Consider the following 13290-nt stretch of genomic DNA (forward strand, 5'->3'; position numbering starts at 1 on the left):
TCGAACGCGGTGGGGAGTGGGCGCCGGGCTAGGAACGGCCGGGAGAGCGGTAGGCCTGGAAGTGGACGGGCGGGTGGTCGAGCGGCAGATTCGGGTTCCAGGCGGTCAGGCACTGGGCGCTCGGTACGAACAGCGGGCCGGGCAGCGCGTCCGTGGGCCAGAACCGCCAGGATCCGATGGCCTCCTCGCGCTGCTCCGGGACGCCGGACCACTGCGTGACGACGACGGGCACCGTCACCCGGACGACGTCGCCCACCCGGTCCAGGAGCGTGCCCAGAACCCGTACGTCGCCGGGAGCCGCTACGAGGCCGGCTTCCTCGCGGAGCTCGCGGACGGCGGCCTGAGCGAGGGTCTCTCCCGGTTCGACGGTTCCGCCTGCGAGCTCCCACGTACGGCGCCGGTGCCGCCCGAGCAGGACTCCGTCCGGGCCGTGCACGATCACGCCGACGCCCAGCGCGGTATTCGGCGGGGGCGGTGCGTTGGTGCGGGGGCGGCTCGGTACGCGCTGCGGGCGGCGGGCGGCGTACAGCCGGTAGGAGACGTGGTTGTCCGGCTTGTCGGAGTCGATCGCGGTGACCGCCTCCATGGTGAGACCGTGCTGGACCAGGAGGTCCTCCGACAGCTGCGCGGTAAGGACCCACATGTCGACGGGGTGATCGTCGGTGGTGCCGGGCAGCCGCAGGATCTCGGGTCGCGGAGCGACCTCGTTCGACGGCCCGGCGCCGGCCGAATTGGTGTGCAGCGCGGAGAAGAGCAGTCGGCCGCCCGGTTCAAGGCCGTTGGCCAGGACGGGCAGCAGCCGGTCGGGGTCCAGGTACGGCATGGAGCAGACGGAGTAGATCAGGTCGTACGGATCGGCGTCGCGCAGGTGGGCCACGGCGTCGGCGCATACCAGGTGCAGGCTCGGGGTGTCCGGGTAGCGGGCGAGGGCGCGCTGGTGCTGGGCGGGGGAGGCGTCCACGGCGGTGACGTCGGCGCCCCGGGCGGCGAGGTGAGCGGCGTGCCGGCCAAGGCCGCTGCCGAGGTCGAGGACGCGCAGCCCGTTCACGTCTCGACGGTCTCCGATTCGGTGGTCACCAGGTTCTCCATCAGGTCGCGGGGCGGCGGGGGATTAGGGGCGCAGGACGTAGCAGCGCAGGACGTCGAGGTCGGCGGTGTGGACGGAGGACCATCCCGCGGTGAGGATCTCGGCCTGGGCGGGGGTGATTCCGAGGCCCTGCAAGGGGTCGGTAGCGGGGCGGCGCCCGGAGATCTCGGTGACCACCCAGAAGGTCCCGCCCGGGGCAAGGAGGTGGCGGACGCGGCCAAGGAAGGCGGCTTTGTCGTCGATCCACCGGTAGACCAGGCGGCAGGTGACGACCGCGTACGCCGGCTCGGGCAGGGCACGGAGGTCGTCGGTGGTGATGTCCATGCACCGCCAGACCGGTTCGTGGCCGGGCCCGGTGTCCTGGGCGGCGGCGAACTCGATGGCGCTGGGGGAGCAGTCGATGCCGGTGGCGCGGTAGCCGAGTTCGGCGAGGCGCCGGGCGAGCGAGCCGTCGCCGCAGCCGATGTCGAGGGCGGGGCGGTCGCGACCGGGGCCGAGGTGGTCTTCCAGCAGCCGGTTCTCGGTGTCGTCGAGCTGCCGGTAGCGGCGGCCCTGGGACCAGAGCGGCTCCCAGTAGGTCGCGGCCGCGGTGGACGCGGTGGTCATGAAGGGGCTCCTTCTCGGGCTGGCGGCACGGCCGCGCGGGCGGGGATCTTCCGCAGCGTGCGGATGGGGGAGGCCAGCAGCAGGACGGCGGGTACGACTTGGAGGAGCGCGCCGACGGCGAGGGTGGCCCGGACGTCGAGGAGGAGGACCAGGCCGCCGGCGGTGGCGGCGGCGAGCGGGCGTGCCCCGGCGGTGAGCGTGGTGCTGGCGGACTGCATCCGGCCCTGGAAGGCCGGGTCGCACACGGCCTGGCGCAGGGACCGCTGGCTGGTCCCCGACGCCGTCGCCCAGAACAACTGCACCGCCAGCGTGGCGGCCAGGACGATCTGCCACCGCAGTCCTGGCCCGGCGCACAGTAGGGGCACCTGGGCGAGGGGACTGACCGCGAACCCCACGATGATCGTTGGGCCTATACCGATCCGGGCGGCGATCCTCGGCGCGAGCAGCGCACCGGCCACCCCGCCGGCACCCCCGATGCTCATGATCACGCCGAACGCGGACGGGGAAGCCCCGAGCCGGTCCAGCAGGTAGTACGCCCAGTACGTGTTCATGACCGCCAGGCCGAAGGAGAGGGTCGACAGCGCGGCGATCACGATGCGGATCGTGGGCTGCCGGGCCACGTAGTGCACGCCGTCGGCGATGTCCCGCGCCAAGCCGGTGCGGGCGCGCGGCGCGATGGCGGCCTCGGGGACGCGCATGCGCCAGATGAGCACCGCGGAGACAACGAAGGACACGGCGTCGACAAGGACCGAGCGGGCGGGGCCGACGGCACCGACCAGGAGCGCACCGGCGTTGGTGCCAGCGCTGTCGGCCACCGAGGACGCCGCACCGATCTTCGAGTTCGCGTCGTGGAGCTGATCCGGACCGACCAGGGCCGGCAGGAGGCTGATGGCCGCCGCGTCGTGCACCACCTTGGCCGCCCCGAGCACGACCGCGACCGCGCACAGCTGCCCGACCGTGAGCACCCCAGCGAGGGCGGCGGCCGGGATGGTCACCAGCGCGCCGGCCGCCGCCACGTCCGACGCGATCAGCTGAGGCCGCTTGGGATGCCTGTCGGACAGCGCCCCCGCCCACAGCGCGACCGCGTTCGGAAGCTGTCCGAGGAACGCGAGCACGGCGACCTCGGTGGTGGACGCACGCAGCTCCAGCACAGCCAGCGCAGGCAGAGCGACGGTGCTCACCGCCGCCCCGGACAGGGTCACGGCCTCGGCTCCGAGCAGGAACCGGAAAGGGGGCCTCGACCACGCGGTGCTCCTCGCGGCTCGGGCGGCGACCGTCACGAAGCCTCGCCCCCGCCGGTCAGTTCCGAAACGTACGCGATGCTCCGGTGGACGTCGCTCACGGCCTGTCCTCCTTCATGAGCCGGTCCAAGGTCCGCCGGCCCCGGGCGGTGACCTCGGGATGATGGTTGTCCGGAACCCGGGCCAGGCAGTTGACCGCGTCCAGCGCGGTCAGACAGCGCAGCGCGTGCCGCTCGGCACCGGTGAGCACTCGCCCGTACGCCTGGAAGAAGGCCTGCTCGCGGTCGGGGTGGTCGAGCCACTCGGTGACGGCGAGGATGACCAGGTCCTGCACACGAGCGGCCGGCCGGGTCCGCTCGAAGTCGACGAACGCCATCGCCCCAGACCACAGCCAGTTTCGCGGCTGGTTGTCGCCGTGGATGTAGCCGAGCGGCACCCGGCCGACGCGGCGGAGTTGGGCCGCGTAGTCGCGGACCAGCTGCTGCTCGCCCCCGGTGAGCCGATCCCCGGCGCGGCCCAGGTACTTCTCCGCGCCGTCGGCCGCGGCTGTCAACGAGGCTTCGGCCTCCGCTCGGCCGGAGCGGTCGAGTTCACCGGCTTCGTGGAGCCGGGCGCACAGCATGCCGGCCTGCGCGTGCACGGCCCGCCACGCGGCGGAGGTCAGACCCAGACCCGGCGCCGGAGCGCCGGGCGCGACCGTGAGCAGCAAGGCCAGGTCGTCCGCGCGGCTGTCGAGGAGCTGTGGTGCCCGGCTGTGCCCGAGCGCGGGAACGAGATGGCGGTAGGCGTGCGTCTCGCGGGCGAAGAACTTCGCCGAGGGGGAGACCTTCACGTACCAGCGGGCCCCGCCCTCGCCGGTCAGCTCCCACACCCGGGAGCGGTGCCAGTCGTGCGAGGCGTCGCGTACGGCCACGACCGGCCCGGTTCGCTGCTCCGCCCAGCACTGCACTGTCGTAGGCAGGGGTTTCGTCTGCCTCACGCCGTGCACCTCGCGCTCGGGTACGAAGCACACGGGGAGCGGAAGGCAAGGTCGTCGGCAGAGGCGAGGGATGGGGGCACGGGTCCTCCTTGATGGGGCCCCGTCCCGCCGGGGCGGGACGGGCGCGAGGCGGATCAGCGGTCCTGGGAGAGTTCCAGGAGTTCGGCGAAGGTTCCGCCGGCGTGGACGAGGTCCTCGTACCTTCCCTGTTCGGTGATCCGGCCGTGCTCCATCACGACGATGTGGTCGGCGATCTTGGTGTTCTCCAGGCGGTGCGTGACCACGATCGTGATGCGGTCGGCGGCGATGGCCTTGATCTGCTCGAAGATCTGGTGCTCGCCACGCGGGTCCATCTGGGAGGTGGGCTCGTCCAGGATCAGCAGCCCCGGGCGCCTGTACAGGGCCCTCGAACACGCCACGCGCTGCCACTGACCGCCGGAGAGCTCCGAGCCGCCGAAGACATCGCGGGCCAGGAGAGTGCCAAGGCCTGCGGGTAGTGTCTGTGTTGTCTGCCTGGAAAATGAAATTCACCGCGTCACTCAGCGCCGAGTACTCGCCATGATTTCGTCGATGGATGCCTGCTTCGGTGGCTCCGGCGGTGCGCTGGGGGCGCTTGCCGCGGGCTCCTCGGCCGTCTCAACCGGTGCGGGAACCGGCTCAGGCTGTGCTACCGGCGCTGGTGCTGTCTTCTCGACGACGGCGTCGGCCTGGTCGGTGACCACGGGCTGCGGCTGCGGCTGAACCGGCCTGGCGGCCGGACGGCGATCGGTTGTGGCCTCGTCGTCCTCGTGCTGCTCGGTGCTTTCCAGCGGCGGCCGACCACGACGCGGCAGCTGCTCGACGGGCTTGTAGTAGACGTCGACGTATCCGTCGCGCTGAATGGACTCCCGAATGAGCAGTCGCAGCGACTGCGAGATGTTCTCCTGCTGATCGAGCCACTCGATCACCGAGGTGTCGGCAGCGGGCACGGTCCAGCGGACCTTGCGAGGTTCACCCGACTGATTCGCCATTGCACTCACCTCGCCCTGCCACTCGCTCCTGCACTTCATCCGGTCGTTCGCCGGATGCCTCTCGCTCTGTCACATGGACTCACCGCCTTTCACGTCTCCCCTCGAATGCGAATCGACGCGAGTCCACTCTAGTGTCCCTATCGAGTCCTATGCAAGTCCCATTCGATACGCGATGTGGGCGCCATTGGTGGCCCTATTGAGTACTGGCAGGGACACCTGCGAGACACCGCAGCGCCCCCGCCTGGGACGACCGTGTGCAAGCCGCCGGCACCATGTGCCTATGAGCCCCACATGCGACGCAACAACGGCTCCCACGGGACACCTGCGAGACACCTGGGGTCACGGCGCCGCCCCGGGGAAGCCGCATGAGGGTACGTATAAGGCCCCGTCGGTGTCCCGACTGTGACTCCTGAGAGACGCCACCTGGCACCCCTACACAGATGTGTCCTCCGAGGGCACTGTGTGCGACACCATGACGGCACTGTTGGAGCGCACGCGAGGCATCAGGGGGACACGCACAGGACTCTGAGAAGCTCGCCGCAACCAATCGGCGTCTTATCGGCGTCCCTGTCGCGTCTCGGGAGTGTGTCCCGATGAGTCACCTCAGAGACGCGATGGAGACGCTGTTTCATTGCTGTTTCATGCGGCCGAAAAGCCTGTCTGTGCCCCTTGCCGAAGCCCGTCGGCGGGCACGGCAGCGCAGCCACGGAACGTCGGCGGAGCGAGATCAGCACAACAGCCGGTGAGCCGTGCACGGTGATGGCGCAGCACTGGTGCGGCGGCCGGAGCCGGCTGTTCCGGCCGCCGCCACGTCACCCCTCGTCGCCGTCAGCGACCACGGCCTGCCGGTGGTCGTCGCGCCAACGCCGTCCGCCCCACCAGCCTTTGTGCAGCGGATCGCCACGCCGGATGTGCCCCGGCGTCTTGCCGCACTGCACCCAGCCGCCGTCCTCCGGATCGGCGTCGAAGAACATCGCCGCACACAAGTCGTCCACCCGTTCAGGGGTAGGGCCGTAGAGCCCCAACCGGAACAGCAGGCGGTCCGCAAGCCCTTCTGCCGCCTGATCGTCGAGCTCCGAAACAGCCGTGATCAGCTCCACGAGCTGCCCGTACGTCCCCTCCGGCGTAATCGTCGGCAGAAGCGTCTTCGACGGGATCATCAAGTCCTCCAGCACCAAGTTGAGCGACACCTTCACTCTTCAGGCTCGGCACGGACTCAAACCGGCAATGAATCTTGAAATGGTGACGCACATCATACGCTCCGCCGGGCTGTGGAACCGAGCCCGCGAGGGCATTCCTCAGGCTCCGCCAACGGGTTGCGCCGGGGCGGTAAGGGGGATGTGTCAGTGGCTCCAAACGACCGTGGGGTACAGGAAGAGCGGAGGCCTTTGCTGCGGAGGCTGCCCCTGGAGGAAGACGGCAACGGCCCGATGGCGCTGGAGCTGGTCGCGGCAGTCAGCCTCTCTTCTTCTGATGCGTCCACGAGGGAACACCCCAGGCTCGCCGCGCAGGCGCGAAATGGAACACAGCCCGGGGCCGGATCGTGCGTCGACAAGGTAGTGCCGAACCCCCGCCTCGGACGCGGTGCATAAAGTGCTGGCACGCTGCCGCGGCAGCACCAGAGCAACGACCGGAGTGAGGTGAATCCTTATCTTGGGTCCTTAAACGACGTCAGTTATGTAAGGCAAGTAGGGTAGTTCTGTACTTGCCTTACCGGTATCCAAGGGGTGTTAGGCACGTTGGCTACGTCTGCTGTCTTGTACCGGCACTACCGGGCTGAGCGGGCCATATCGGGTGACGGGTCTACGTACTGGGTCGTGGTCAACGATGCCTTCGAGCTGCACATCGAGGCGTGTGCCTACCTTGTGGGGCTCAAGAGTGACGACCGGGCCTGTGTCCATAAGAGACCGACCACTACGCTCAACACCAGCCTCGGCCAGCATCTGGAGTCAACGCACAGAGCCTCCATCAATTTCGGAGCGATTCAGTGGTCCCATGCGGTGCATACAGTTACCGGTAGTTCGTTAAATCCGGCCGGTGGTGGGGATTGACGACGGGTCGGGTTGGTCGTAGGCCGGTGGTAGGAGTCGACTGCCTGACTGGGGGCTGAAGATGACTGCTCGCCGTCCGTGTCCGCCCGCTCCGGGACCGTTGGAGGACTACGCGGCTCGGTTCGACGACCTCTTCTTCAGCCTGGCCCAGCGGCGGGGGTTTCGTGAGTATCTGACCGGGCTGCTGGCGCCGCGGCAGCGGAACAAGACGATCACCTGCCTGGCAGGGGCGGAGCCGGTGGCCAGTGCGGGAATGCCGGGGGTGCAGCGGCTGCAGTTCTTCCTGTCCGAGTCGCCCTGGGAGGCCGAGCAGATCAACGACCGGCGGCTTGAACTGCTGCGCGAGGAGCCGGCGACGGCTCCGCACGACGGCGGGGTCATCGTGATCGACGACTCCGGGGACCGCAAGGACGGCCGAGCGACCGCGCACGTGGGCCGGCAGTGGCTGGGCCGGCTGGGCAAGACCGACAACGGCATCGTCACGGTGACCACGGTGTGGACCGACGGCCGCGTCTACTACCCGCTGCACGCACACCCCTACACCCCTGCCCACCACTTCGCCCGCGGCCGGTCCGATCCCGCCTTCCGTACGAAACCACAGCTGTCCGCTGCTCTCGCGACCCGCGGGAAGGAGGCGGGCTTCGCCTGCCGGGCGGTGGTCGCCGACTGCGCCTACTCCGTCAGCGACGACTGGCACTTGGCACTGCGCGAGGCGGGCCTGGCCTACGTGGTGGCGCTCAAGCCGCACCGTGGCACCTGGGCCCGCGCCGACCAGCCGCACACCGCCATCGAAGCCGCCCACGCCCTGACCTGGCTCGATGCCAGACGCCCCGGCGACTGGAGGGCCGTGGAGCGTCACTTCCGCGACGGGCACACCGAGACCTGGTGGGCCGCCGATGCCCGACTGGGCGGCTACGGCCCCGACTCACCCTGCCGGCTGATCGTGGCCACCACCGGCCCAGCCCGGCTGCCAGAGAAGGCCACTTGGTACCTGGCCACCAACCTGCCCCACCCCGACGCACCCCACGCCGCCACCAGCCCGCATCCGCCGGCCGACCTCGCCGAGATCGTGCGCCTCTACGGCCTGCGGCCATGGATCGAGCAGAGCTACAAGCAGATCAAGGACGAACTCGGCTGGGCCGACTTCCAGGTCCGCTCCGACCGCGCCATCCGCCGCCACCAGACCCTGGTCAACTGCGCCTTCTCCTTCTGCTGGGACCAGTGGTTCACCCCACCCGGACTCCTGGACGACACCGCCCCGGACCCGTGCCCCGACGAGGGGCCAGAGAGGGGGACCAACCGAACCCCACCCACCCCAACTGCCCTGCTGGCCCAAGGCATTACGTTCGGTCCGCGCCTGGCTCACCCCTACCACCACCCTGAACCGATGGTGGCGATCCTGGACGGACAGAGACCCACCCTCCGAACTCCAGGCCCTGATCGACGCGGTCACCACCGGACACGGCCTTGATCTCTACCTCCGGATTTAACGAACTACCGGTAGTTGATTTATGAAACGGCGCTCGACTGAGCGTCCACAAGGGGCTGTTCCGCCCAGATGACCTTTCCGTCGCGGCTGTGCCGAGTGCCCCAGCGCGCGGCTATCTGGGCGACCAGAAGCAGGCCGCGGCCGCCCTCGTCGAATGCGCGGGCACGGCGCATGTGCGGAGCGGTGCTGCTCGTGTCGGACACCTCGCACGTCAGGGCCGATTCAAGGATCAACCGCAGCTGGATCGGGCCTTTGCCGTAGCGGATCGCATTCGTCACCAACTCACTGACCATGAGCTCCGTGCTGAAGACCATCTCTTCCAGTCCCCAGGCGGCCAACTGGTCGGAGGCGTACGCGCGGGCTCTGGAGACGACCGCCGGATCGGGGGGGATGTCCAAGGTGGCAATATGGTCGGCATCGAGAACTCGGGTACGCGCCATGAGCAGAGCGATGTCATCGATGGGGCTGCCGGGTTGCAGCGCGGACAGCAGGATGTCGCACGTGTCCTCCAACGACACCGGTGCCCGGGCGAGGGTGCGGCGCAGCAACGTGAGTGCCGTGTCCACGTCGCGAGTGCGGCTTTCGATGAGGCCGTCGGTGTACAGGGCGAGGAGACTGCCTTCTGGCAGTTCGAACTGGGCTGCTTCGAAGGGGAAGCCTCCCAGGCCCAGTGGCGGGCCGATCGGCATCTCAGGGATGGCGACTGCACGGCAGTCCGGAACACCATCTGCGGTACGGGGAGTCAGCACAGTAGGTACTACGTGTCCGGCACTGGCGATGGAGCACTGGCGGGAGACCGGATCGTAGACCGCGTAGAGGCACGTGGCGCTGATCTCGTCGGAATCGCGTTCTTCCTCGCTTTGGAGGCGGATGACCACATCGTCCAGGTGGGTGAGCAATTCATCTGGTGGCAGATCGATGTCCGCCAGGGTACGGACGGCCGTCCGCAGTCGGCCCATGGTGGCTGCGGCGTTGATGCCGCGGCCTACCACGTCGCCGACGACGAGGGCGACGCGGGCTCCGGATAGCGGTATCACGTCGTACCAGTCACCGCCTACTCCCGCGCGGGATCCGGAAGGAAGGTAACGGGAGGCTGTCTCGACGGCGGACTGTTCCGGGACGTGGTGCGACAGCAAGCTGCGCTGAAGGGTGAGTGCGGTGGAACGCTCGTGGGTGTAGCGACGGGCATTGTCGATGTTGACAGCGGCCCTGGAGGCGATCTCCTGGGCGAGGAGCAGATCGTCGTCGTCAAAGGGTACTGCGGTTTGGTGGCGGAGGAATTGCACAAGGCCCAGAGTGCTTCCGCGGGCGCACAGCGGTACCAGAAGCATGGAGTGGATACCGGATACGTGGAGAGTGGGGCTGCGGTCCGGAGACTCCGCCCACCCTGATGGGTTGTCTGAACTCGTGACCTGCAGCAGGGAATGTCCGGTGACCAGTGCGCGAGCGGCCTCCGACCCTTCGGGGTAGGTGTGTATCTGCCCTGTGTCGACGGCTGAGTTCGGGCTGTCGCCCCCTACGGACTGCTGGGCGATGCGGCGCAGTGCCGGCGAATCGGCTGCCGGGTTGCTCGGCGCTTCTCGGAAAGCTGCGTCGACTAGGTCGACGGTGACGACGTCAGCGAAGTGGTCGGTTCCGACATCTGCCAGTTCCTGGGCGGTGTGGGTGATGTCGAGAGTGGTCCCGATCCGGGTGCCGGCCTCGTTTATCACGATCAGTTTCCGCTGCAGTCGGCGGTCACGTTCCTCCTGATACGCGGCTACGGCCTGTTCCGATGTGCGATCGACGTACTCGAAACCGAGCGCGCTCAGTGCGATCGACACCGCGTTGATGAGTTCCGGGTCCCTGATGAGACGGGCTGTCTCCTCTTGCAGCAGCTGAAGCAGACTGGCATGGCCGAGCCGGTAGCTACGCAGGAGAACACTGATCGGAATCCCGTGCTCAGCGATGAGACGGGCACACTCAACGGCTGCAGGCGGCGCTTTGACCTCAGCCACGTCGAAACCGTATTCAAGAACATCCAACCAGTTGTTTACGTGCTCGGACGTGGCGACCAGTGCCGGAGCGGCGATGTCCTCGAACTTCCACAGCTGGGGGACATCGCTGCGCAGGCGCTGTATCAGGGCGTCGGTCAACTGATCCGATCGGGGCCTAAGCCCTCGAGCGAGATCGCAAAGGAGGACATCGACATCGGTCCCCATAAACCCGAATATACGCTCGCCCTGCGGGCGGACACGTCTCTCAAGGCGTAGTGCTTACAAAAAGTGTGCATGGCCGAACGAGGAGTAATGAGTGTGGGACAGGCCGGTCGCGCAGAGCGCGCCGATCCACACGCATAGCCCATCGACTCGTCGACGGAATCGACCGCTGAACACGGCTGGCTGCGGATGAGTCAGATACGGCTGAGCTACGACGGCGGAGCAGGATGTGGGCTGAGGGGTCATAGCCGCCGGTGCCCGGCGATCAGGTCGGCCGTGAACATGACCAACTTGCCTTACGCCGCATCAACCCGTTGACCTGTAGGGATGCTTGACAGCACTAGATAATCGTCGACGTCGGTGCAGCCAGCACAACGCGACGGGGCGAGGCCGGCTGCGCCGCCGCAGCGAGCGATGGAGCAGAGCGTTATCCACAGCCGGAGCGACGGTGTCGCGAGAGGCCGGATCCGCTGCGCGGCGAGGGCTGTGCCGCCTGCGGCAGCAGGGCGATGAACCGGGGCTGCGCCCCGTCGGGAGCAGACCCGTACCCCCGCCTCGCTCGTGCCTCACGAGGACGGATCAGCATGGGGGTACGGCCGTATCACGGACGACAAAACAGCAGTACAGCCAAAAGGTGCAATGACCAGGCGAAACAGCCAGACCCGTACCCCCGCTGCGCGGAAGAAGGGGAGGGGTACGGGTCAAGAGGGTACGGACCGTTTCCCCTGATGTTCCAGGCTTCCGCTAACGCTCCAGCCGTGGAACAGCGAGGACGACGACAAGGAAGCAAAGGGCATAAGGGAACCTGATAACACGTGTCCTGCGGACCCTCGCTCCGCTCGGCCTCTCCGCTGCGCTCCGAGGACGTGTTAGTCGGCATAGCCGACGGGTTCCACCGCTCGCTTCGCTCGCCGGTCCGTCGGTCGCTGGCGCTCCCTCCGGCTATGCCCAGCGCTGCGCTTGAGAGAGGAAGCCCCACCACTGCCCCGCTGCTGTTGTCCACAGATGTGGACAGCAGCAAAGGGCGCAGCAGTGGTGGATCGCCTGGCGCTGCGCGCCTGGCTCAGGCGAGAAGTGACGACCCGTGCGACGGCTCGCCACGCGATCCGTCCGGGAGCGGATCACGCCAGCAAGATCTTCCGAGTCGTCAGCCAGCAAAGCTGGCACGGGAGCTGGGTCGAACATCGAGATCACACGGACCCCACCGGGGTCCGCACTCGATGGTCGCCACCCACACCCGAGACCACGAAGAGGCGCCACCATGACGCCGTCCCAGCCCGAAATCTCGCCCTACGACACCGGAGCCCGCTACCAGCCGAAGTTGTGGCAACCGAACAGCGAAGCCGTCGCCGAGGTGATGCGCTCCGGCGAAGCCGGGGACATCGGCAACGTCGACTTCACCAACGGCGAGAACAGCACGGTCGTCACCGTGCACGTCTCCCGCAGCGATGACGGGATGTACACCGTCCACCTCATGCCGATGTGTGATGACGATCAGATCCGCGTCGAGCTCCACCGGGAGAAGGACCTGGCCGTCATCGAGCCCAGTACCAGCCGGCCGGTATGAGCCAGCGACATGCAGGCCGCCGCGCCTGTCCAGACATCGTGGCCACAGCTCTCGACTCCAGCTGTGGAGACCGCCGAGTCACAAGGAGAGGAGACTCGAATGATTGCTGAAATGATTCCAGAATCGTTCTCGCATGTCGTCCTCCTCACGGGTTCCCGCAGCTGGAACGACGAGCAGAGCATGCGCTCGGCGTTCAACGACGCCTGGCGCGACTGGGGAGCGAAGAACGTCACCCGGCCGGTACTCATCTCGGGGCACTGCCCCGAAGGTGCCGACGCCATGGCCGAGCGCCTGTGGCGGGCCGCCGGCTTCGAGATCCGCACCTTCCCCGCCGCCTGGTCGGCTCATGGGAAGCGGGCCGGCTTCCAGCGCAACCAGGAGATGGTCGACGCCGCCCAGGTCTTCCGCGAGGCCGGGGCTCAGGTGCTGTGCACGGCATTCCTCGACCTCTGTCGGAAGCCTGGGTGCCCGCAGCGAGGCCGGGAGCAGCTCATGCCGCATACGCCGGGGCACTTCTCGCACGGCACGATCCACTGCAGGGCTCGCGCGCGAGCCGCGGGGATCGAGACGGCCACCGTGCTCCATCCGTCGCTGTCGCCGTTCTGATGACGCACGAAGGGCCCTGCAGCGTGCTGCAGGGCCCTTCAAGGACGGATGGGAGAAGTCGGCCGGGAGGCGAACACCAGGCTCAGCGCTACTTGCTCCGATCGATGCCGTGCGCCTCGTCATAGGCCTCCATGACTGCTTTCGCGATGCGTCCCCGTTCCGCGAACTCATAGCCCTCCTTCTTGGCCCACTCGCGGATCTTGTCGCGCTCCTCGGCAGTCGTCTCGGGTACGACTCGCTTCTTGACCGGCGTTGTCTTCCCGGCTTTCCGGCCGACCTTCAGGTACGGCTTCAGCGCTTCCTCAAGCTTCTTCTGCTCCTCAGCTGTGAGATCGATTTCGTACCAGGTGTCACCCAAGCCGAACATCTGTGTAGCCGCATCCGGCTTACCGCTGAGATCCGACTCGACAATGCTTCGAATGACCATAGCAGCGAGAGTAGCCGATACGCAAGGAC

The 13290-nt window shown here is 67.9% G+C and carries 11 protein-coding genes and 1 pseudogene; 3 read left to right on the plus strand and 9 right to left on the minus strand.

Translation table 11 applies throughout. The annotated features are described in order from the left end of the window. Positions 1–28 precede the first annotated feature (28 nt). From QQM39_RS38755 to QQM39_RS38785, 7 genes and pseudogenes are all read right to left on the minus strand, one after another. The gene (locus tag QQM39_RS38755) at positions 29–1048 is read right to left on the minus strand and encodes a bifunctional class I SAM-dependent methyltransferase/NUDIX hydrolase (RefSeq protein WP_302002284.1); all 1020 of its coding nucleotides are present in this window, start codon (positions 1046–1048) and stop codon (positions 29–31) included. A 63-nt stretch (positions 1049–1111) separates the two neighbouring features. Beyond that, complete coding sequence (locus QQM39_RS38760; RefSeq protein ID WP_302002285.1) at positions 1112–1693, minus strand: bifunctional 2-polyprenyl-6-hydroxyphenol methylase/3-demethylubiquinol 3-O-methyltransferase UbiG; 582 nt, start codon at positions 1691–1693, stop codon at positions 1112–1114. Next, on the minus strand, positions 1690–2973 hold the full coding sequence (locus QQM39_RS38765) for an MFS transporter (protein WP_302002286.1): 1284 nt from the start codon (positions 2971–2973) through the stop codon (positions 1690–1692). The genes QQM39_RS38760 and QQM39_RS38765 overlap by 4 nt, the downstream gene beginning before the upstream one ends. A 58-nt stretch (positions 2974–3031) precedes the next feature. Beyond that, positions 3032–3913, minus strand: coding sequence for an aminoglycoside phosphotransferase family protein (locus QQM39_RS38770; RefSeq protein ID WP_302002287.1), 882 nt, complete (start codon positions 3911–3913; stop codon positions 3032–3034). 134 nt (positions 3914–4047) lie between these two features. Further along, positions 4048–4410: pseudogene (locus QQM39_RS38775) on the minus strand (ATP-binding cassette domain-containing protein); the annotation flags it as partial. A 42-nt stretch (positions 4411–4452) separates the two neighbouring features. Next, positions 4453–4881, minus strand: a complete 429-nt coding sequence (locus QQM39_RS38780) for a hypothetical protein (RefSeq protein WP_302002288.1) — start codon at positions 4879–4881, stop codon at positions 4453–4455. Positions 4882–5735: 854 nt separating this feature from the next. After that, entirely contained in the window at positions 5736–6101 is a 366-nt protein-coding gene (locus QQM39_RS38785; protein WP_302002289.1) for a hypothetical protein, read from the minus strand. Positions 6102–7035: 934 nt separating this feature from the next. Between QQM39_RS38785 and QQM39_RS38790 the strand changes: the two genes are divergently transcribed. Next, complete coding sequence (locus QQM39_RS38790) at positions 7036–8445, plus strand: IS701 family transposase (protein ID WP_302002290.1); 1410 nt, start codon at positions 7036–7038, stop codon at positions 8443–8445. 38 nt (positions 8446–8483) lie between these two features. Here the strand turns inward: QQM39_RS38790 and QQM39_RS38795 are convergent, their stop codons facing one another. Next, the gene (locus QQM39_RS38795; protein WP_302002291.1) at positions 8484–10664 is read right to left on the minus strand and encodes a SpoIIE family protein phosphatase; all 2181 of its coding nucleotides are present in this window, start codon (positions 10662–10664) and stop codon (positions 8484–8486) included. Between the two features lie 1258 nt (positions 10665–11922). On the opposite strand from QQM39_RS38795, the gene QQM39_RS38800 reads away from it, so the two are divergent. Together QQM39_RS38800 and QQM39_RS38805 are read left to right on the plus strand one after the other, a co-directional pair. Next, positions 11923–12228 carry a hypothetical protein gene (locus tag QQM39_RS38800; RefSeq protein WP_302002292.1) on the plus strand — a complete coding sequence of 102 codons (306 nt, stop codon included), beginning with the start codon at positions 11923–11925 and terminating at the stop codon, positions 12226–12228. Between the two features lie 99 nt (positions 12229–12327). Next, positions 12328–12834, plus strand: a complete 507-nt coding sequence (locus QQM39_RS38805) for an SLOG family protein (protein WP_302002293.1) — start codon at positions 12328–12330, stop codon at positions 12832–12834. 88 nt (positions 12835–12922) lie between these two features. Here the strand turns inward: QQM39_RS38805 and QQM39_RS38810 are convergent, their stop codons facing one another. Then, the gene (locus QQM39_RS38810; protein WP_302002294.1) at positions 12923–13261 is read right to left on the minus strand and encodes an Lsr2 family protein; all 339 of its coding nucleotides are present in this window, start codon (positions 13259–13261) and stop codon (positions 12923–12925) included. Positions 13262–13290 lie beyond the last annotated feature (29 nt).

The sequence above is a fragment of the Streptomyces sp. DT2A-34 genome (genome assembly GCF_030499515.1).
Lineage (GTDB): Bacteria > Actinomycetota > Actinomycetes > Streptomycetales > Streptomycetaceae > Streptomyces.